Genomic DNA, 19800 nt, shown 5'->3' with positions numbered 1-19800 from the left:
AGCGTTTTCTTTTATACTGTTTTTAAGCTTATACTTTGTCAATTAATGGAATTCCGATAGCTGAAGCTTTGATATACTCACCCCATGTTAGGTTATCCTGACCTGTTACATGTGCTTTTGCGCGGTCTATGGCATATCTGGCTGATGTTTCCACGACCCATTCAAAGTTTTCCAAGCCAACGCTTGATACATCAGCATCCGGGGCGGGATTACAAAAATCGATGGCATAAGGAATACCATTTCTAACAGCAAATTCTACCGTATTAAAGTCATACCCTAAGAATTGATTCAGTTGAATCACGTAGTCATGAATGGTTTTTAAGAGTTTTTCACTTGATGGAGGTGCATCTACTACGTACCTTAAATGCACAGGATTTCTCGGCTCATATTGCATAATTTTCACATATTTTCCACCAATACAGTAACACCTGAAATATTCATCGAAAATGATTTCTTCCTGAAGCATCATGACGGTTTGCTTGGTTTTACTGTGCTTGTCGAAGAAATCTTCTTTGTCCGTTAGCTTATAAACGTCCTTCCATCCGCCACCATCAAAGGGCTTCATGTAAGCTGGGAATCCAGTATATTCAAAAATGCCTTCCCAATCCATTGGAAAAGCAAGGTTGCTAAAAGAGGCATCAGAGGTGTCCTCAGGCTGATCGTATGAAGGTATTAAGGCTGTTTTCGGAACTGGGATGCCGAGTTTTATAGCCAATGCATTGTTAAAGAACTTTTCGTCGGCACTCCACCAAAATGGATTATTGATAACTGCGGTTCCGGTAATTGCTGCATTTTTCATCGCAGCACGATAAAAAGGGACGTCCTGTGAAATCCGGTCAATAATTACCACATAATCTAAAGGGTTGGCTTGAAAAATCTTGTCGATATTTACCGATTCTGCGATGATCTCTTTTCCGTCAATTTCATTTACCCGCTTTATGAAGGCCGCCGGAAAGGATCTTTCCTGCCCAAATAAGATTCCGATTTTTTTCATTCGTTTTTCGTTTTATAGATTTTGTGCTGAAAAAACCTTTTGTTATAAACAATAGAATAATGTTAATGTTCTGTGTTTGTGTTTCTGTGGGAGGGCACTGGGTTTATCCTTAGGTTTTTCCCTTACAATTGGGAAATATATGCTGAAAACATTTCCCGCCAAATGGGCCAGTCGTGATCAGCATTTTCGCGGATATCTAGCCAATGATCGATCCCTTTCGCCATTAATATTTCCGAAAGTCTTTCATTATCCTCTTTACAGGGATCTCTATCTGTTGTCCCCAACGCAATTTTCATATTCCATAGTTCGCGGTTTTGATCATGGGGGAGGAAGTCTACAGGGTTATTAAAATAGACATCATCATTATAAAAGCCGTCCAGCTGACCACGAATATCAAATATGCCACTCATACTAAAAAGATGACTTACCAACCAAGGATGGCGAAAGGCAAAATTTGCCGCATGGTAACCGCCAAAACTACAGCCTGCGGTGATGATTTTTCCCATCCCGGTTTCCTGTGTCGTGATGGGAACAACCTCTTTCAGTAAGAGTTGATCATACCAAATGTGGTTTCTTATGCGATCAGCGGGAGCGATATTTTTATTATACCAGCTAAGCTTGTCGATACTGTCTATACAGTAAATTTTTACTTTTCCTTCTTCTATATATTGTTGTACAGCCCTTATTAAATCGAAATCTTTAGGTTCGAAATACCGCCCCATACTGGTTGGAAATAGTAGTATTGGATAGCCACTTTCTCCGAAGCTCAGTAGCTCAAAATCTGCACTTAAATGCGGACTATACCATTTTTTATAGGATTCAACCATAATAAGGAAATTATCTCCTTTAAGGTATAGAAAACTATTTTCAATCACAAGAAAAAAATGTCATGTCTTTCTGTAAATCTGCTAGTTAAGTAAAAACATTTCCAAGCGCAGGATGTTTTGTGAAGAATGGTACCTTTGTAGGCTATACCCTTGTTATGTTACTTTCCAAAGTTTTTCATTCGCAAAATTCCATTCCTTCTGACATTTTAAAAAGAGAAGTTACACTTGAGATTTTTATTCCCAGGAATCTACTCGGAAATGAAACTTTAAATCTGCTGATTTTAAATGACGGACAGGATGCTCAAGCATTCGGTCTTGAGGAGACTTTGAATGAGCTCTATGAAAAGAACAGGCTGGAACCTTTGGTGGTGGTGGCCATTCATGCCGGAGATAACCGTATTCAGGAATATGGAATTGCAGGGCTACCAGATTTTCTTGGTAGAGGATTATCGGCAAAATTATACAATGGTTTTGTGTTAACAGAGTTGTTGCCTTATATTGAGCGACAGGTGAAAATCCCAGTCAAAGGAAAAAAGGCCTTCGCTGGATGTTCTCTGGGAGGGATTTCCGCATTTGATATCGCTTGGAACAACGCTTTCCAGTTCGACCTCATAGGAGTATTCTCCGGAGCATTCTGGTGGCGAGGCAAAGATCTTAAAGAGGGGTATACTGACGACGATCGTCTGGTTCACAAAATGATTAGGGAAAGCAGGATAAAGCCGGAGCTTAAATTCTGGCTCATGACCGGGACTGAGGATGAAACGGCTGATAGAAACCACAATATGATTATCGATTCTATCGACGATACGATCGATGTCATCAAAGAATTGTTAAAAAAAGGATACAAACGCCCCGAGGATATCAACTATTATGAAATGGTGGGGGGAAAGCATAACGTAGCAACCTGGTCTAAAGTGATGCCCAGCTTTTTATGTTGGGCATTTGGCCGGAAAACCTATTTGTTGTAATTCTTTCCTAGGATAGCCTATTTAAGTGGTATTTGTAGCAATTTTTTCAATCTTATCCGAAGGATAAATAAATACACCTTCATTGTCTTTTAAGGATACTTTTAACATTGCTAATGCTACATTTTCAATTTTTATACTTCTGTATTTACGGAGAGCTCCGATTAAAATAGGGTTTAAAACACGCATAACACCAATCATCAGCCGCTCTGCGCTTCGGTGTTCTTTTCTTTCGCCATCAAGTAACGAGGGTCTATAAATATGGATACTTTGGAAAGGAATACTCTGCAGGTCACGCTCAGTTTCCCCCTTGGTACGTGAATAAAAGATGCTGGAATTTGGGTTGGCGCCTATCGATGAAATCAAATGATATTGCTTGGCTCCGTTTGCCTGGGTAATGGCGGCAGCATCCAAAGGGTATAAATAATCGATTTTACGGTACAGGTCTAAATCTGGTGTTTTACTTTTTGTAGTCCCCAGGCAGCAAAAAACGACGTCACCAGTTATTTCCTTAGCAAAATCATTGAGTCGCTCAAAATCAACAACCAACTGTTTTAGTTTTTGGTGTTCCATGCCCAGTTTTTTTCTGACAATTACTAAAACCGCCTCGTATTCCGGACTGTCAAGCAGTTGTGTTAACAAACTCGATCCGATTAAGCCACTGGCGCCAAGTAGTATTGCTTTTTTTTTCATGCTGAATTTATAGTGAGATAATGGGATACTTGACAAAGTACGAATTCCCCCTTGTAGCTGCAATAAACCTTTATAATAAAACGGACGTAACGATGGCATTATAAAAGACTCGTTATTTTTCATTATTTGGTCTTAACTAATTGATTGATATGTCGATAATAAACTGTATCTTTGCGCAAAAATTTACACGCATTTTATGCAAAAAATAAGAAATATAGCTATCATAGCACACGTTGACCACGGCAAAACTACACTGGTTGATAAGATCTTACACTCTTGTTCAATCTTCCGTGATAACGAGCAATCAGGAGATTTAATACTTGACAATAACGATTTGGAACGTGAACGTGGTATTACCATCGTTTCCAAAAACGTATCTGTTATGTACAAGGATGTAAAAATCAACATTATTGATACCCCTGGTCACGCCGATTTTGGTGGTGAAGTAGAACGTGTATTGAAAATGGCTGATGGAGTATTGTTATTGTGTGATGCGTTTGAAGGTGCAATGCCTCAAACTCGTTTCGTTACACAAAAAGCTTTAGCCCTTGGTCTAAAACCAATCGTTGTTGTAAACAAAGTAGATAAAGAAAACTGTCGTCCGGAAGAAGTTTATGAGCAAATCTTTGAATTGTTCTTCAATCTTGAGGCTACAGAAGATCAATTAGATTTCCCTGTAATCTACGGTTCATCAAAACAAGGATGGATGAGTACAGACTGGCAAAAACCTACTACCGACATCTTCGCATTATTAGATGCTGTAGTAGCGAATATTCCTCCTGCACCAACAAATGAAGGTACATTACAAATGCAAATCACCTCTTTAGATTATTCATCTTTCGTAGGTCGTATTGCAGTTGGACGTGTTCACCGCGGTTCAATCAAAGAAAACCAACCGGTTACTTTGATTAAACGTGATGGTAAAACTGTTAAATCAAGAGTAAAAGAACTATATACTTTCGAAGGTTTAGGAAAAATCCGTGCTACTGAAGTAAAATCTGGTGATATCTGCGCTGTTGTAGGTATTGAAGGATTTGATATCGGTGATACTATCGCTGATTTTGATGCACCAGAGCAATTGCCTGTTATCAAAATTGATGAGCCAACGATGAACATGTTGTTCACTATTAATAACTCACCATTCTTCGGTAAAGAAGGTAAATTTGTAACGTCTCAACGTATCAAAGAACGTCTATACAAAGAAATGGAGAAAAACTTAGCCCTTAAGGTAGTTGAAACTGAATCTCCAGATGCTTATTTAGTATATGGTAGAGGTATTCTCCATTTATCAGTATTAATCGAAACGATGCGTCGTGAAGGTTATGAGCTTCAGGTAGGTCAGCCTCAGGTTATCATTAAAGAAATTGATGGTAAAAAATGTGAGCCTATTGAAACTTTAATCGTTGACGTTCCTGGTGAAGTTGCTGGTAAAGTAATTGAATTGGTAACACAACGTAAAGGTGAATTGTTAATCATGGAGCCTAAAGGTGATTTACAACATTTAGAGTTTGAAATCCCTGCACGTGGTATCATTGGATTAAGAAATAACGTGTTAACTGCTACTGGTGGTGAAGCGATTATGGCACACCGTTTCAAAGCTTATGAGCCTTGGAAAGGTACAATCCCTGGAAGATTAAACGGTGTATTAGTTTCAATGGAAAAAGGTAGTACTACTGCTTATTCAATTGATAAACTACAAGATCGTGGACGTTTCTTCGTTGATCCAGGTGTTGACGTTTATGAAGGTCAGATTATGGGTGAGCACATCCGTGACAATGACTTAGTAGTAAACATCGTTAAAGGTAAAGCTTTAACCAACATGCGTGCTTCAGGTACTGATGATAGCAACCGTATTGCTCCGGCAATTAAGTTCTCTCTGGAAGAAGCTATGGAATACATCCAGGCTGATGAGTACATTGAAGTTACTCCATTGAGCATGCGTCTACGTAAGATTCATTTAACTGAAGCAGCACGTAAAAACAACAAAAACTCATAATTCTTTAGAATTATCAATACATTAAAAAGCCCCTTAACTCCATGTTTAGGGGCTTTTTCTATTTATAAGTCATAAGTCAATTACAGATCCTTCAGTGGGCTTCTTTTTTCTTAGTTTTGTATATTATAAAACCTAAATACAAGATCACATGGAATCATTGAAAGGAAAAAATGCAATCATTACCGGTGCCGGAAAAGGACTTGGACGGGCTGTTGCTATCGCTTTAGCACAAGAAGGTGTGAACGTAGGTTTGGCCGCAAGAACAATAGCTGATTTAGAGAAAGTTGCTGCAGAACTAAAACAATATGGTGTTAAAACTGTAATTGCATCCATGGATGTTTCTGATATCAATGGGGTAAATACTGCAATAGCATCTTTAAAATCAGAGCTTGGTGCAATTGATATCCTGATCAATAATGCCGGAATTGGTGCTTTCGGTTCTTTTATGGAATTGGAACCTGCGAAATGGGAAGAGATTATAAAAGTTAACCTTTTAGGACCTTACTATGTAACCCGTGCCGTACTTCCTGAAATGATAGAACGAAAAACCGGTGATATTATAAACGTGTCTTCTACGGCAGGTAAAAATGGTGCAGCAGTGACAAGTGCATATAGCGCTTCCAAATTTGGACTTATCGGAATGTCTGAATCTTTAATGCAAGAAGGCCGTAAACATAATATTCGTGTCACTACTTTAGTGCCGAGTACGGTAGCTACGGATATGGCAATCGACTTAAAATTAACTGATGGTAACCCTGATCGCGTGATGCAGGCAGAGGACTTTGCAGAACTGGTAGTTTCTCAATTGAAACTAAACCGTAGAGTTTTTGTGAAAGAAGCAGCTTTGTGGTCCACCAATCCTTAATCAAGATATATTAGTAGGGATGAGCCTAAAAACTTATCCCTTTTTTATGTACTTAATCGTTGGTACGACGGTGGCGAATATAATACTGTCCTAAACTAACCGCAATGAAAAGATGGTTGATCACATTGGGAACGAAACCATAATACTTGGTGAATATTTTGAAACGCTCTTTCAGACTCGCCATGTGTTTCTTTTTAGAAATTCCGCCCACCAAATACTTGGCCACATAACTGTGGGTATTGACAATACTTGAAGCGTTTTTAGCCGCTCTGATAATCCAATCGATATCCGCACTATATTTATATTGCAAATCGAAAGGTCCCGCCAGACTCCGTTTCACATAAATTGCCTGGTGACTGATGCACATGCCATACCTAAAGCTTCTCCAGCTAAATGTTTCTGGTGCCCGATGTCTTCTCTGACCTAGACTATGCCAGTTTTCATCGTACATTTCCGTCTCCCCATAGTATATATCCGCAGCAGATGCACTTTCAAAAACCTCAGCAACCGTTACCGGCGCATAAATCTCATCACCAGAATTCATGAACAACACATAATCACCGGTTGCCAAGGCAAGCCCTTTGTTCATGGCATCATAAATCCCTTTATCGGGCTCAGAAATAAACTGCGCTAATCGAGATTTATAATTGTAAATCGTGTCTTTAGTGCCATCGGTAGAGGCCCCATCGATCAAAATGTATTCAATATTCGGATAAGTTTGGTTTAACACAGAAAGCATCGTACGCTCAATATCCTTTACATTATTATAAACGATGGTGATGACGCTGAGCTTTGGTTGCATAGAGTAAATGCTAAAATTAATGTGGGTGTAAATTAATCAGGGATTGATACAATAATAGGTGTTTTTCTGCAATAACCGCTTCTGAGAATTCAGTTAATATGGTTCTTCTCGCTTCTTTTTGAATATCAGGGGCATTTTCATCATGGTACAACCACTCAATTCCGGTAGCGAGGTCTTCTGAGGATCTATAATCTGCTAGATATCCATTCTCAAGATGTTTTACCATATCTGGGATGCCACCAGTTTTAAAGGCCACTACAGGCGTCGCGCAAGCTAGACTCTCCATAACCGTATTTGGTAGATTGTCTTCCAGAGAGGCCGTGATAAAAACATCTGCGGCAGAGTAACATTTGGCCAAGTGGTGGTCATTGTCAATGGTTCCTAAAAATGTGGTCTTGAAAGGGAATTCCGGCATGTCCACGTTGTCTTTATTACCGAAAATCACCAATTCTATGTTTTCTTTTATGATCCCTGGTCTGGTCGCCAGGTCATTTAAAGCCTCAATCAGGTAGGATGTACCTTTGTGTTTATCGTTTTTTGAAGGCATAAAACCACTCATCATCACAAATTTATCCGGATTGATCTTTAATATTTTCTTCGCTTCCGATTTAACATAAGGCTTAAATACCTTAGTTTCTATGGTGTTTGGGATTACGCTAATGGCCCTTGTCCCTAATAAACTGCTCAATTTTACAGAGTCCGCCATCCAATGACTTGGTGCCACGATGTGACAACTTAACTCAGAATAGGCCTTTTTCTTTTTTAACCAATTTCTATGGGAAAAATCATCCTTGCCGCTAAATTTTAGCAGTGGGCAATTCCCACATTCTTTATGATAATTTTCGCAGGAATAACGGACATGACAACCACCAGTAAATGCATTGCTATCATGAAAAGTCCAAACCACTGGTTTATCTAGCTCGTCTAGTTGTGCCAGGAACTTTGGCGACAAAAATCCATGATTGATCCAGTGTAAATGAATAATATCTGCTGCTTTTACTTTTGGGTGATGAATGACAGACCTCCCAAACCATTGTAAGGAAAAAGGAGTTTTTAATGCTTTAGAGAAAGCTTTCGACAAGTAACGCTCAGCAAGAATTTTAAAAATAGCAATTGCTTTCTGAAAAATATTTCGGTTAAAAGCAGTAGTGAGCTTACTTTCTTTAAATTGAAAATAAACCATCACTTCAGAATTTACATCATGTGCATTTAATGCATCATTTAGCCTTAAGCAAGCCCTTCCGGCGCCGCCATTTCCTTCGTATGTATTTAGGTGAACTACTTTCAATCTATCAAAATTAGCGGTTATTGTTAAATTCTTCTGTATTTTCGTTCCAAACTTGAAGAGCTGGTTCGTATGCCGTTAAAATTAATTTAAAAATTGAAACAATCCTAAGCTGTAAGCTTACAAATGGTTTATGATCCTAATATGACAATAAATCAGTTGTTTGAAAATGATTAATTCGGGAACAAACCACTCGTTAAATACTAAGATAGCTAAAAATATCATATGGAAAACCTGTTAACCGACAGACAGTTTTGGGTAAATTATTGGGAAAGTAAGGACGGTTTGACGGTCAATATTCCATCAAATTACTTGTTTCATCAGGAACTTGGCGAAATTATTAATAAGCAGGGGGTAAGAACGGCAATTGAATTGGGCGGTTTTCCCGGCTATTATGCGGTGTTTTTAAAGAAATATTTTAAGCTTGATGTTACGTTACTAGATTATTTCGTACATCAACCAGTTACCAATGCGCTTCTGGAGGCCAATCATTTAAAGCCAAGCGATATAAATATCATCGAAACGGATTTGTTTAACTACCAGCCAATCCAACAATTTGACCTGGTTTTATCTTGCGGATTAATCGAACATTTTAATGATACCACAGACATTATCAATCGCCATATTGCCTTTGTAAAGCGAGGAGGAACCCTATTCATTACCCTCCCTAATTTTAAAGCCCTGAATGGCTGGTTCCAAAAATCTTTTGACCGCGAGAATTACGATAAGCACAACATCGATTGTATGGATCCAAAGCTGTTAGCAGACATTTGTAAGAAAGCAGGACTTGAGGTGGTACAATCCAGGTATTTTGGAAACTTTAGCCTATGGTTAGAAAATGAACAGCAAAAACCGATAGGAATTCGTCTTTTAAAGAAAACCATGTGGTTTGTAGGAAAAGTTTTTACTAAAATATTTCCTTTTAATTCGAAAATGTTATCTCCTTACATTATCTTAGAAGCAAGAAAAATGTAAAGAAATATGGGTTTAAGCTGGGGATACTCGCCAAAAGTTGAAAAATACATACCGCTTGGTGATTACCCGGCAGATCGATACCTCATCATAGCGCAGCAAACCATCGAAAATCTGGGATGGAAACTAAGCCATATTTCCGAATCTGGCTTAATTGCCTATACGGGGATTTCCCTTCAATCTTATGGGGAAGAAATTTCTATTCGTATCAAATTGAATTTTGCCGTTTTCAAAAGCGAATGTATAGGAATACAGCTCCTATTCAATGATTATGGGAAAAATGACTTGAATCTTCAGAAATTTTTTGATGAATTTGAATATGTGCAGTTTCATTTGAAAGATGTTTGGGAAGAACGACTCGCAAAATTCCATGAGCACATTGCAACTCAGGATGACCAGTATTTTGAAAAATCTCCTTTAGCCGTAAAAAATAAAATCAAAAACGTATTGTACCTCTTTATTCCTAGAAAAGGTTATCTGGTAACGCCCATTCTTTTGATTTTGAATATTCTATATTACTTATTGGCTTTTGCCATGCTCAGGAACCTTTATCAGCAAATAGTAGGTGTCTATATGGATCCAATTATGGTTGTAGGAATCAAGGAGAAGGTTTTCTTAGAGCTAGGCGCGAACTCCAGAGCCCCTGTGTTGGGAGGGCAAATCTGGCGGTTAATCAGTCACCAATTTATTCACCTTTCCTACCTTCATCTGTTTTTTAATATGTATGCGCTCGTTTATATCGGGTTGATGATTGAAAATAAACTTGGAAGCTGGAAAACATTCGCTGTTTATCTATTGAGCGGTATCTGTGGTGGATTAATTAGTGTCATTCACCATCAAATTGGCTATATGGCAGGTGCGTCAGGAGCAATTATGGGGATGTTTGGAGCTTTTCTTGCCCTACTCATCAGTAAGGCATTTGAAAAAAATGCAAATAAGGCACTCCTGATCAGTACACTCATTGTGGTTGCTTTTATGCTGCTAAATGGTTTGCTTGGGAAGAATGTCGACAATGCGGCTCACTTTGGTGGATTAATCGCAGGCTTTATATTGGGCTATTTATTATATAATCCAGTTCTTTTTAAGCGAAGCGTTCCCATCTACTGGAGATCTATAACTGCCTTTTTATTGGTGTTTGCCTTTGGTCTTGGTGTGATGCTTTTCTCACCCATTTATCAGGTCAAAGAATACCGCCAACTACAGGAAGAATTTATTAAAAATGAAGACCTTTTTAAAAAGGTCTATAACATCAACTGGGCGATGTCTAAAGAAGAGAAGCTCAAACTTGTAAAAACATGTGCAATTGATTCCTGGAAAGACAACCAGAAAATTCTAGCTAAAATGCAAAAACTAGTTTTGATGGATGAAGATAGGGCTGATCTTAAATTCAGAACCAAGTTAACCAATAGGGGATTACAGATTGGATTGATGATGTATAAAGATTATCAATTGGAAGACAGGCCTTTAAAATATAAAATTCAACAGAAGCTAAATGAGTATGTTACGTTTAAAATGGCAGACAGAGATCAACTGGTTATCTGGGATTAAGACAGGAGAACCCTCATTTGGGTTTAAAGCTAAGCCAGACGCTGCTTAAGGTATCTTTTAATCCTTTCCCAGAAACTACCCTTCCTGGTGGATAAAAAACTCTTAATCGTCTCGTAGGCGGCTTTATTTTCTTTAATCTCCTTTGGGAATTGTTCAATACGTTTAGGATTGATGATCACATTGTAGATGTCATTTATTCCAGAATGAATTCCTGTCCCATCATGTCCGATATTATTAACTAATGACTGTGAAGGATTCAAGGTCAGACCTCCTTTTAAAAAGATGGAAGCATACCAGCGGATAGCCCAGGAATTATTCTTCCCTTTTTTAAAATCTTGCATCTGTTTCCAGAAATTCATTTTGTGTTCAATTGAAAACTCAGATTTCTTCCGCCCATCAAATTGATTCATTAAGGTATCAATATTTGGCTCAAAATGTAACCAGGCACGTTCCCATGTGGCCCATCCCCAACTGGTTGCTGCACGGTAGAAGAACGTTTCAGGTAGCTCGTTTTCTTGGAGTGGGTACATATAAGCGCCAATGTGCATCACTTTATCCTCTGTACGGTAACGGGCTAGCGCATCATTGAAATAGGTCAGTGTATGGGGAGAAGTAATCAGATCATCTTCCATTACAATCACCTGCTGATAATCTTTAACCAGTCTGCTGACACCCGCAATTACTGAATCTGCCAGCCCCATGTTCTCAGAACGTGAGATCACCTCCACAGATTTAAATCCTTCTATGTTTTTTAACAATTCGCGAACTTCCAAAACCTTAGCTTGGTCTTCCAAGGATTTTGGGCCATCAGAAAACACGAATAACCGGCTTTCTGAAGCCAATTGGTTCTGTTTAAGGAATTTTAGCGTACGTTCTGTGTGCTTTGGACGATTGTAAACGAATAAAGCAATGGGTGCAAACACTTGCATAGTTAGAAGATCTCCAGGTTTTGGTTTGATTTTTTACTAAGAACGGTATAGGCGTTCCCAAATTGTTCCCGCTTATTTTTTCCTAGAATATAGCCCAGACTTTTTTTAATACGGTGCTCCAATTCAATTCTTAAAACATTTAGCAGGGTTTTGGGTGTTTTCTTGACCTTAAATTCACAGAATTTAATGGTGTCAATAGGGGTAAGAGAGGTTTTATCGGCTTCAATCACAAAGCCTTCACTTTGTAAAAGGAATCGAATCAATGTAGGCGTGTACATATTGATATGGCCATAATCGAGGAAATGCTTCATCCTACGGTCTACACCAAAACGATAATCCAGGGGTACCTCAATCACCAGATACTTAGCCACCCTTTTTAACTCACGAAGTAGGACGCGTTCATGCTCTACATGCTCTAAAACATGGGCCAGAATCACCAGGTCAAAGCTGTTGTCTGCATAAGGAATGCTATAGCCATCAAAACGGTTAACTTCCTTAAGCTTGTTCAACTTTCGGTTTTTGATCAGTTCAACACCACTATCCGCAATTTCCAACGCATAAAGCTCCTCACCAAAATTCCACTCATTTAAATAGTGTAAAATACTGCCATCACCAGCGCCTACTTCTAATACCTTCTTTGGCTGAATTCCCTGACACACCTCTATCAGGTTTTTTGCTTTGGATTTTGCACCAAGCATACGCCATTCTACATCGCTATCGGTGTAAAAGTCGTTGTAAGAGGCTACAATATCTTCTGTGATGATGGCCATATAATTAATCTTTTATACCGTCAATAATTAAAGAAGAATAGCCTAGTGGCTCATTAAAGCGTTTGTCGAATCTTCTGGATCTTAGAATATGGCCGTCCTCGCTTTTCCAATCTACAAAATGAAACTGTTTATTTTCATCGTAGTATTCCAATAAATTTACGCTGAAACCTGCATTTTCCAACACTTTGGTTAGTTTCTGGTAGTCATATAATAGCTTGTGATCATGTGAGCCCTCACCATGTCCACCGGGTTTTACCTGCTCGATATAGTCTTTATTAGGGTGAAAACCATCTGGAACAGCAATTCTGATATGACCACCCTTTTCCATAAAGGCATAGCAGTTTTTAAGCGCAATTAGTGCATCAGCATAGCTTATGTGTTCAAATACGTGTTCTGCAAGGAATTTTGAGGCTTTCTTATGGCCAAACAAATTTTCAAAAGATTGCTTTTCCAATAAGTTTAAACTTTCAATATTGGTCGGCAACCATTGGTCATAGGCGGTATTCTCTGATCCAATAATGATGTTCAAAGGACCTGTCGAATTTTTAATTTTGGACTTCAACTGCATGAGATCCAGTATGTTTTTTGGTTTTAATACGATTGCTCTTACTACCTTTCTTAAGGAATTCATCTGTAAATATGTGTTTTTTGTAAGATGGAACGGTCATGGTCTCATGTATCGGCTCACCTGTATTGTCTATTTTTATACCTAATCGGTCTTCAGTCATGGAGTCTTTAGCGAAAGGATCACCGAATTTCAGCCAATTTATACCCCATAGCATAACGATATGAAGGAGGTCATTTGAGTGTCAAAGTTAAAATGTTAAATGCAAAAAGCTAATATATCCGTATAATTATTGGGAAAGATAAATTATTTAGCCGCCGGGGTTCTATTTTTGATCTTTTCAACCAGTGTAATCAGGAACAAAGATTTGAGCATCATGAGGCCTTGATGGCGTGTTTTTGGAATGAGTAAAATCATGAAATTGGAACTGGCATAGGCAATTAATGTGGCCACAGCAGCACCGCTAATCCCGTATTTCGGAATCCACCAAATGTTCAAAACAATGTTAACAACTGCGCCTGCCCCAGTACGGAGCATGGAAAGCTTAGTATACCCTTCTGCAATTAAAAATTGTCCGCTGGCAGTGCCTAGAAAAGTGAAAATTCCAGCCCAGATATGTATGGTTAACACATGGGCTGCCGGCCAATATTCAGGGGTATACACTATTCTATAGATAATAGGAGAAGCAAAGCTGATAAACAGTGCGATGCTCATACTGATCCAGACCATTAAATCATACATGTTTTGCATTCTTCGTTGGTACCTTTCCGGATCGTCTCTTTTGGCATTCATAATGGCCGGAAAAACAGCAGTTACGATTGCTACAGGGATGAAATACCAAGCTTCAGAAAGCTGTACTACAGAAGAATAAATTCCTTGTTGCTCGGAGCCTAAGTATCCCTGGATCATGAGCGCATCAATTTTCATGTAGATAGAAATCAGAATCGCAGAGAAGGCGATTGGCCAGGAGTTTTTTAGTAGAAACCGGGCTAAAGGGCTTTTAAATTTCCATTCAAAGATAGAGCCTCCTTCTTTTTGATACACGTAAATGTAGCCTGCAGCAAGTGCAATTACGTCCATTAGCAATGCGGCAATGAACCAATTTAAGCTCATCCCTAATACAATCAAGAGTAGTTTAAAACCGGCGGATAAGAGGTTTCCCATCACCTGTACAGTCATAATGAACTTCCCTTGCGCTTTGGACTGGAAATAGCTGTCGATGATATTAAATGCCTGGACTATTCCAGTAAAGCTAACGACCAGGATATAAGAGAGTGGGGCATCGATGGTGGTGATATCCATCGCGAGATGATAAGCGATATAAACCAGAGGTAGCACAATGATACCACCAATCAGTTTTAAAATGAATGCAGTACCAAGTAATTCGTTTTTCTTTTCAGGGAAACGTAAGAGTTCTCGGGTTACAAAGCCATCTAATCCCAAAGCCGCTGCAGCGATGAAAAACGTAGTAAATACAAGCGGATAGTTGTATATCCCAAATTCTTCGGCGCCTAGGTAGTTGCCCACACATATGCTGGCCACGATTTTTATCGCCAGACTACCCACACGGGCAATCAATAACCAGCCTGCATTTTTTGCGTATTTCTCTATCGCTCCCTGGTCAAAACCAGGAATACTTGGGATTTTCATGGTCGCCTGTTCCTTGCTTAAATTAACTTAATGGTGCACCAACAGGGATCGCGCAGTCGTGACCTGGAAGGCCATGCGCAGGGTTTAACTTTGCTTCAGCTTGATTTACAGGAGCGCTTGGAGCGGTAGCGGGGGCAGTTTGAGGAGCCACAACAGGGGCTCCTGGAGTTGGATTTACATTAACAGGGCCATTAGCCGGTGTTGATGTTTGAGCATTTAATGGCGCGCCAACTGGTAATGCACAATCATGAAAAGGTTGTCCATGTGCTGGGTTGTTCGCTGGTTTTTCTCCGCTGACCATCGTTGGACTAGCAGAAGGGAGACCACCAGGGGTTGGGGTAACCACATTCTGACTCTGTTTAGGTTCACTGTTACAGGCAGAAAGTGCCAGGACAAAACAACTGATATAAAGGATCCTTTTCATATGTTATACATTTATTAACCTTTTAATAGAAATAAAAGATAGGCAAAGATGTGAAATTTGTTGGGTTATCGTTGATAGCTTTGATCAATCCTATGTAATTGTTGCAAATGGTGATTTAGGTGAATTCTAATAAATCGTAACCACTGAAAGGCATTCAGGTAACCGAATCTTGGGTGCGGCATTTTTAAGTCTTTATCCGCGTTTGGGAGTAATAAAACGTCTTTTTCTAATTGTTTAACAAATTGATCCATTAAAGCTATTGCCTCTGTTTTGCCGATTTTTTTAAGTCTTTCTGCCAATCTTCTAGGTGCTTTATACTTTCTTCCGGGGGGAAGACTGCCGATAAACAGAATCAATTTTGCGATAAAGGCGGTAGGTTGCTGCTCCCCTTTGCCCTTAATTGCATCCGACATTTGCTTTAAAGAAAGAATACTGGAATCAAAAATATGAAAGTATACTTCACTGTAAGACCAGCCGCCGATAGGAGGGGTTTCAAGAAAACGATCTTCCTCCAGTTCCACTAATTTCTTTTGATAGGCCGATACGATTTGTTGGATCTTTTGATAGTTTTTGCCAATACTCATTTGTTTAATTATTTTGTTTAGCTATAAAATCAAAGAATGTTGGTTTGTCTAGCGAAAAGCGAAATACATTAGCTATTTTCATCGCATTCTTTTTGTCAGCAATGAAAGGGTAAGCATATTTTGCCAATTCCAACTGATCTCCGCCAAGTTTTAATACCCTCACCAATTCATAAACTTGATCTGTAGTCATCATCGAGTTCTTCAAAGCTATTTTTATTAATTTCAGTTGTTCATCAGCCCAGGTTTCCCTATTTACCATGGACAGTAATTGCTTGAATTCATCAGGAGTCATGACTTCATTAAAGTTTTTAGTTGGACCTTGGCCTGAACCCGGACGGTCATTAAAAATTGCGCGATCCCAATTGTCTAAGGCATATTGTCCACGGTCATATAAATTTAGGGTAGAGATGTTTCTCCAGCCAGCACGGGTAGAGTAACGAGCTAAAAAACGGGCATTTATCGGTAAATTGATGCGCCTGCGGAATACCTCAGCATTGTCTTTCATTACGACCACAGTAGGGGAACTATTGCGAACTTCATAAAAACGGAATCGCCCTTTTGAGGATCCGGCAAATTCATCATCTAGATAAACAACGTAATTTCCCCGGTCTGGAATCTCAATAAATAGTTCTGCAGTACCGCGGGTATTTTGTGCAAAGGAAACTGTGCCTTGTAAGAGGATTATGAATAGGAAAAATAATTTCTTCATTTGATTTTGTTGCTGGTGGTTGTTAATTGCGGCTTATTTTACTTGTTGGTTATTAAGATAAGAAGTAATTCTTTAAAAATGATGCAATAACTCTTCTAAGTGGTTAATTTGCCAGGCCACATCTTCTGGTTTTTCTTTATGCAATGGATTAAAGAAGATCGCTTGAATCCCGAAATCCTGTGCACCACGGATATCTGCTTCCAGGCTATCCCCAATCATGATACTTTCTGGTTTTGTGGCTTTTGCTTTATCCAATGCGTATTCAAAAATGGCTTTGTCGGGCTTGTTCACACCCACATCTTCTGAAATGATCACATTTGTAAAGTAAGGATTTAAACCAGATTTATCCATTTTAGTCAGTGTACTCTCTTTAAATCCATTGGAAATAATATGTAAGGTGTATTTCTCTTTCAGGTAGGTCAACACTTTTTTGGAACCCTCAAATAAATTGGTTCTTATTGGTGTAAGGCGTACATAATCATCTTCAAATTGCGTAGGAATAAGTTCAGGTGCGATACCGAGCTGCTTAAAAGTCTTGCTGAAACGTTCCGAACGTAAAGTCTCTTTACTGATCTTTCCCAGGTGATAATCTGCCCACAATAGATGATTATTTTCGGTGTAAGTAGCAATGAATGCTTGCGGCGACTTTAATCCCAATGCCTCAAGTTCGTAATGATGGTATAGCTCCATTAACGTCTCTTCCGCATTTTTGTCAAAATCCCAAATCGTGTGGTCTAAATCAAAGAAAATATGTTTAATCATAGTGTTGCTTTTTTTGCTGATCATCAATAATGAATAGTAATGCTGATGAGTGTGGCAAAGATAACAACAACCAGAACTTTTAAGTACCGAAGTAATCTGGTGGCCAGTAGATACTGTCTATGAGCATTTTCTGGAGTAATTGGGGTTAAATAATTGAAATATTGAGGAAAATTATTGACCACGGTTAACAAAATATAAAGTGCAGTAGCCACCATTGGGAGGCTATAAATATCGGATCTGTGACCAAAACTATTCGCCGCCCCAGAAAAATTAAAGTGAATAGGGATGTATTTTGGCAATCCCGCATACTGTACATATACGCATAACCACAGAGCCGTTAGCAGTAAAAAGCCGATTCCTTCAATGATTTTATCGAATAAGGATAGCTCAAGTTTAATAACGGGTCTTTTTGTGGTAGTCATGGTTTACTGTTTGACGCCATAAGCGAGGTCTCCTGCATCACCTAATCCAGGTACAATATAAGATTTACTGGTCATTTCTTCATCAATTGCACCAAACCACAGTTTTGCCTTAGGTAGATTGGCTTTCACATGGTTAATGCCTTCTGTGCTGGCAATTGCACAAACAATGTGGAGCTCTTTAATGCGGTATCGATTTAACAGTTCTTTGCAGCAAAGAACCATACTCAAACCAGTAGCCAACATTGGATCGGCTATGATCACAATTTTATCGTTCAAGTCGGGCGAATATATATTCTCCATCTGCACGACAAAATTCCCATTCTTATGTACCTTTCTGTAGGCAGTGATAAAAGCCGACTCCGCCTGATCAAAGATGTTCAATAAACCCTGATGTAATGGAATTCCCGCCCTTAGTATAGTCGCCAATACAGGCTGTTCCTTAAGATGCGCAGTTTTTGCCACGCCCAATGGTGTCTGTGTTTCTTTTCTATCATACTCCAGCGTTTTACTGATTTCGTAGGCGAAAAACTCACCTATTCGCTCCATGTTTTTACGGAATCGCATGGTGTCTTTCTGAATGTTTTCATCACGAAGTTCAGCAAGGAAAACATTGGCAATAGAGTTGGTGGTGTCTAGGTTGAAAATCATCGGGCTAAGCATAAAAAGTGTAAGTATAAGACGGAATTAGGCAATGGACATTGTTTTATGCTGCCAAAGGCTATAAAAACTGCCATTAACTAGTTTCACATGATCCATTAACTCATTAAGTAACAACAAGGGGTCTTTATTAGTTTTCTTTCCTGTAGCAATTCCTGCATAGCTAACCGCAAATGGAAATATTTTCAATTGAGACTGCTTCTCCATTTGCAAGTCATACCAGAAAAAAGGACTGCAAGTGCCTGCCCTAAATCCCGGGGTATCTGAATAATACATGCTATAGTCGCGGTTGATATTTTTTGTGGAAAGCTTTACATAGCTTTTCGGAAGCGTTAATGTTTCTTCCCAATTGGTCCGTTGCTGGGTATTTGGCAGTAGAAACTCAGGCTTTGTTGCATGGCCTGTTTTTTGCATTTCCGCAATCAATTGACGAATGTTTTTAAGCTGCTCCTCTTTTCTTTTTCTGCCAAACCGGTCTTTTACCATTTGATTCATATAACCAATTGCCTGTTTAATTTGATGTACGCCAGGAACAAGATTTGACTGGGCCGCTGTGTCTAATGAATATGCGACCTTAAAACTGAAATCTCTTTTCTGAAATTTAAGGTTTGGAAAGTGAAGATGTAAGATGTTTTTTAAAATGATTGCCCATTCGTCAATTACAGGAGTTTCCAATAATCCAAGTTTATGCTGCAAACTTAAGCTTGCCCGAAATCCTGGTCCTTTCCGATCGTCAAAAGGGAGGTACTCTTCATATCTGCTTAGAAAATAAAAAGAAGCAGCGAAGGGATCAAATGGTAAAGTGCTACCCTCGATGGCAAATGGTACGCTCTGCGATCCAAAAGTTGTGGTTTTGATCTTCTGAGGCTTAATGGAGTGATCGCTGAGCAATCCCGCACTCCTAAAAAACAAGATGTTTTGAACTGGATTCTTTGCATAACAAAGTTTTGGAGCATCGGTGTTGAGGAATTCCTTCAGGTTTCTAGGGTATTCTAATTCCAGGCCTAAAATATCTTTAAACATGAAGTTGAAAATGTATTTGATACGTGGGGTGATTAATGGAGCATAAACCAGAAGCCTCATAGTGTTTGATTTTTAAAAATAACAAAACAATGGCACCTTTCCTTGTGGTCGCGTGGAAGAGGGGAAAGGAACAGACACAATTTAAATGTTAATTAGACACTTGAAATTCCAAATTGTTTTATCTGGTTATATTATTGTATGTTAATGTTTTAAGTATTTGTTTTTGATCGATTTCCTACCTTGATCGAAGCTTAAACTTCTCCTTAATAGAGAGTATGATTGCTGTTTAAAAAGAGGAGTGTCAGCATGGAGTAAAGGGTTTTCGCGTCCTCCTCCTCCGCAAATAATTCCTTATCTT

General features: G+C 38.9%; 21 protein-coding genes. 5 read left to right on the top strand and 16 right to left on the bottom strand.

Annotated elements, in window-relative coordinates:
- Positions 1–28: 28 nt before the first annotated feature.
- Positions 29–994, bottom strand: coding sequence for an ATP-grasp domain-containing protein (locus tag GM920_RS13880; protein WP_182958320.1), 966 nt, complete (start codon positions 992–994; stop codon positions 29–31).
- A gap of 122 nt (positions 995–1116) precedes the next feature.
- A complete protein-coding gene (locus tag GM920_RS13875; protein WP_182958317.1) occupies positions 1117–1821 on the bottom strand; it encodes an esterase family protein in 705 nt (234 codons plus the stop codon).
- A gap of 155 nt (positions 1822–1976) precedes the next feature.
- Here GM920_RS13875 and GM920_RS13870 point away from each other — a divergent pair, with 155 nt between their 5' ends.
- Positions 1977–2789, top strand: coding sequence for an alpha/beta hydrolase (locus tag GM920_RS13870; protein WP_182958315.1), 813 nt, complete (start codon positions 1977–1979; stop codon positions 2787–2789).
- 21 nt (positions 2790–2810) lie between these two features.
- On the opposite strand, the gene GM920_RS13865 is transcribed toward GM920_RS13870, so the two are convergent.
- Positions 2811–3479, bottom strand: a complete 669-nt coding sequence (locus GM920_RS13865; RefSeq protein WP_182958312.1) for an oxidoreductase — start codon at positions 3477–3479, stop codon at positions 2811–2813.
- A 196-nt stretch (positions 3480–3675) separates the two neighbouring features.
- Here GM920_RS13865 and typA point away from each other — a divergent pair, with 196 nt between their 5' ends.
- Positions 3676–5475, top strand: a complete 1800-nt coding sequence (gene typA, locus GM920_RS13860) for a translational GTPase TypA (RefSeq protein ID WP_182958310.1) — start codon at positions 3676–3678, stop codon at positions 5473–5475.
- A 148-nt stretch (positions 5476–5623) separates the two neighbouring features.
- Positions 5624–6340, top strand: coding sequence for a 3-ketoacyl-ACP reductase (locus GM920_RS13855; RefSeq protein WP_182958307.1), 717 nt, complete (start codon positions 5624–5626; stop codon positions 6338–6340).
- 52 nt (positions 6341–6392) lie between these two features.
- On the opposite strand, the gene GM920_RS13850 is transcribed toward GM920_RS13855, so the two are convergent.
- Positions 6393–7142, bottom strand: a complete 750-nt coding sequence (locus GM920_RS13850) for a glycosyltransferase family 2 protein (RefSeq protein ID WP_182958304.1) — start codon at positions 7140–7142, stop codon at positions 6393–6395.
- 16 nt (positions 7143–7158) lie between these two features.
- On the bottom strand, positions 7159–8430 hold the full coding sequence (locus tag GM920_RS13845; RefSeq protein ID WP_182958301.1) for a glycosyltransferase: 1272 nt from the start codon (positions 8428–8430) through the stop codon (positions 7159–7161).
- 222 nt (positions 8431–8652) lie between these two features.
- Here GM920_RS13845 and GM920_RS13840 point away from each other — a divergent pair, with 222 nt between their 5' ends.
- Both GM920_RS13840 and GM920_RS13835 read left to right on the top strand, forming a co-directional pair.
- Positions 8653–9402, top strand: a complete 750-nt coding sequence (locus tag GM920_RS13840) for a class I SAM-dependent methyltransferase (protein WP_182958299.1) — start codon at positions 8653–8655, stop codon at positions 9400–9402.
- Between the two features lie 6 nt (positions 9403–9408).
- Complete coding sequence (locus tag GM920_RS13835) at positions 9409–10947, top strand: rhomboid family intramembrane serine protease (protein WP_182958296.1); 1539 nt, start codon at positions 9409–9411, stop codon at positions 10945–10947.
- A 29-nt stretch (positions 10948–10976) separates the two neighbouring features.
- Here the strand turns inward: GM920_RS13835 and GM920_RS13830 are convergent, their stop codons facing one another.
- The 11 genes from GM920_RS13830 to GM920_RS13780 all read right to left on the bottom strand — a co-directional run bounded on the left by GM920_RS13830 (position 10977) and on the right by GM920_RS13780 (position 19502).
- On the bottom strand, positions 10977–11876 hold the full coding sequence (locus GM920_RS13830; protein WP_182958294.1) for a glycosyltransferase: 900 nt from the start codon (positions 11874–11876) through the stop codon (positions 10977–10979).
- 2 nt (positions 11877–11878) lie between these two features.
- The gene (locus GM920_RS13825) at positions 11879–12646 is read right to left on the bottom strand and encodes a class I SAM-dependent methyltransferase (RefSeq protein ID WP_202986113.1); all 768 of its coding nucleotides are present in this window, start codon (positions 12644–12646) and stop codon (positions 11879–11881) included.
- A gap of 4 nt (positions 12647–12650) precedes the next feature.
- On the bottom strand, positions 12651–13277 hold the full coding sequence (locus GM920_RS13820; protein ID WP_182958290.1) for a class I SAM-dependent methyltransferase: 627 nt from the start codon (positions 13275–13277) through the stop codon (positions 12651–12653).
- A gap of 240 nt (positions 13278–13517) precedes the next feature.
- Positions 13518–14861: a flippase gene (locus tag GM920_RS13815; protein ID WP_182958288.1), complete on the bottom strand. Its 1344-nt coding sequence runs from the start codon at positions 14859–14861 to the stop codon at positions 13518–13520.
- A gap of 22 nt (positions 14862–14883) precedes the next feature.
- Positions 14884–15285, bottom strand: coding sequence for a RodZ family helix-turn-helix domain-containing protein (locus tag GM920_RS13810; RefSeq protein ID WP_182958285.1), 402 nt, complete (start codon positions 15283–15285; stop codon positions 14884–14886).
- A gap of 65 nt (positions 15286–15350) precedes the next feature.
- The gene (locus tag GM920_RS13805; protein WP_182958283.1) at positions 15351–15869 is read right to left on the bottom strand and encodes a DinB family protein; all 519 of its coding nucleotides are present in this window, start codon (positions 15867–15869) and stop codon (positions 15351–15353) included.
- 4 nt (positions 15870–15873) lie between these two features.
- A complete protein-coding gene (locus GM920_RS13800; protein WP_182958281.1) occupies positions 15874–16578 on the bottom strand; it encodes a DUF4476 domain-containing protein in 705 nt (234 codons plus the stop codon).
- Positions 16579–16650: 72 nt separating this feature from the next.
- On the bottom strand, positions 16651–17340 hold the full coding sequence (locus tag GM920_RS13795; protein WP_182958278.1) for a YjjG family noncanonical pyrimidine nucleotidase: 690 nt from the start codon (positions 17338–17340) through the stop codon (positions 16651–16653).
- A 23-nt stretch (positions 17341–17363) separates the two neighbouring features.
- The gene (locus tag GM920_RS13790; protein WP_182958275.1) at positions 17364–17762 is read right to left on the bottom strand and encodes a DUF1648 domain-containing protein; all 399 of its coding nucleotides are present in this window, start codon (positions 17760–17762) and stop codon (positions 17364–17366) included.
- 3 nt (positions 17763–17765) lie between these two features.
- Entirely contained in the window at positions 17766–18410 is a 645-nt protein-coding gene (gene upp / locus GM920_RS13785; RefSeq protein ID WP_182958272.1) for a uracil phosphoribosyltransferase, read from the bottom strand.
- A gap of 36 nt (positions 18411–18446) precedes the next feature.
- A complete protein-coding gene (locus tag GM920_RS13780; RefSeq protein ID WP_182958270.1) occupies positions 18447–19502 on the bottom strand; it encodes a DUF7033 domain-containing protein in 1056 nt (351 codons plus the stop codon).
- Positions 19503–19800 lie beyond the last annotated feature (298 nt).

The organism is Pedobacter gandavensis (assembly GCF_014172405.1).
Classification (GTDB): Bacteria; Bacteroidota; Bacteroidia; order Sphingobacteriales; family Sphingobacteriaceae; genus Pedobacter; species Pedobacter gandavensis.
This window is presented reverse-complemented; position numbering and strand designations above follow the sequence as displayed.

Bases quoted from the DNA above. Each gene is read 5' to 3' on its own strand.
- GM920_RS13880 (WP_182958320.1), bottom strand. From the start codon at position 994: ATGAAAAAAATCGGAATCTTATTTGGGCAGGAAAGATCCTTTCCGGCG.
- GM920_RS13875 (WP_182958317.1), bottom strand. From the start codon at position 1,821: ATGGTTGAATCCTATAAAAAATGGTATAGTCCGCATTTAAGTGCAGAT.
- GM920_RS13870 (WP_182958315.1), top strand. From the start codon at position 1,977: ATGTTACTTTCCAAAGTTTTTCATTCGCAAAATTCCATTCCTTCTGAC.
- GM920_RS13865 (WP_182958312.1), bottom strand. From the start codon at position 3,479: ATGAAAAAAAAAGCAATACTACTTGGCGCCAGTGGCTTAATCGGATCG.
- typA (WP_182958310.1), top strand. From the start codon at position 3,676: ATGCAAAAAATAAGAAATATAGCTATCATAGCACACGTTGACCACGGC.
- GM920_RS13855 (WP_182958307.1), top strand. From the start codon at position 5,624: ATGGAATCATTGAAAGGAAAAAATGCAATCATTACCGGTGCCGGAAAA.
- GM920_RS13850 (WP_182958304.1), bottom strand. From the start codon at position 7,142: ATGCAACCAAAGCTCAGCGTCATCACCATCGTTTATAATAATGTAAAG.
- GM920_RS13840 (WP_182958299.1), top strand. From the start codon at position 8,653: ATGGAAAACCTGTTAACCGACAGACAGTTTTGGGTAAATTATTGGGAA.
- GM920_RS13835 (WP_182958296.1), top strand. From the start codon at position 9,409: ATGGGTTTAAGCTGGGGATACTCGCCAAAAGTTGAAAAATACATACCG.
- GM920_RS13830 (WP_182958294.1), bottom strand. From the start codon at position 11,876: ATGCAAGTGTTTGCACCCATTGCTTTATTCGTTTACAATCGTCCAAAG.
- GM920_RS13825 (WP_202986113.1), bottom strand. From the start codon at position 12,646: ATGGCCATCATCACAGAAGATATTGTAGCCTCTTACAACGACTTTTAC.
- GM920_RS13820 (WP_182958290.1), bottom strand. From the start codon at position 13,277: ATGAATTCCTTAAGAAAGGTAGTAAGAGCAATCGTATTAAAACCAAAA.
- GM920_RS13815 (WP_182958288.1), bottom strand. From the start codon at position 14,861: ATGAAAATCCCAAGTATTCCTGGTTTTGACCAGGGAGCGATAGAGAAA.
- GM920_RS13810 (WP_182958285.1), bottom strand. From the start codon at position 15,285: ATGAAAAGGATCCTTTATATCAGTTGTTTTGTCCTGGCACTTTCTGCC.
- GM920_RS13805 (WP_182958283.1), bottom strand. From the start codon at position 15,869: ATGAGTATTGGCAAAAACTATCAAAAGATCCAACAAATCGTATCGGCC.
- GM920_RS13800 (WP_182958281.1), bottom strand. From the start codon at position 16,578: ATGAAGAAATTATTTTTCCTATTCATAATCCTCTTACAAGGCACAGTT.
- GM920_RS13795 (WP_182958278.1), bottom strand. From the start codon at position 17,340: ATGATTAAACATATTTTCTTTGATTTAGACCACACGATTTGGGATTTT.
- GM920_RS13790 (WP_182958275.1), bottom strand. From the start codon at position 17,762: ATGACTACCACAAAAAGACCCGTTATTAAACTTGAGCTATCCTTATTC.
- upp (WP_182958272.1), bottom strand. From the start codon at position 18,410: ATGATTTTCAACCTAGACACCACCAACTCTATTGCCAATGTTTTCCTT.
- GM920_RS13780 (WP_182958270.1), bottom strand. From the start codon at position 19,502: ATGAGGCTTCTGGTTTATGCTCCATTAATCACCCCACGTATCAAATAC.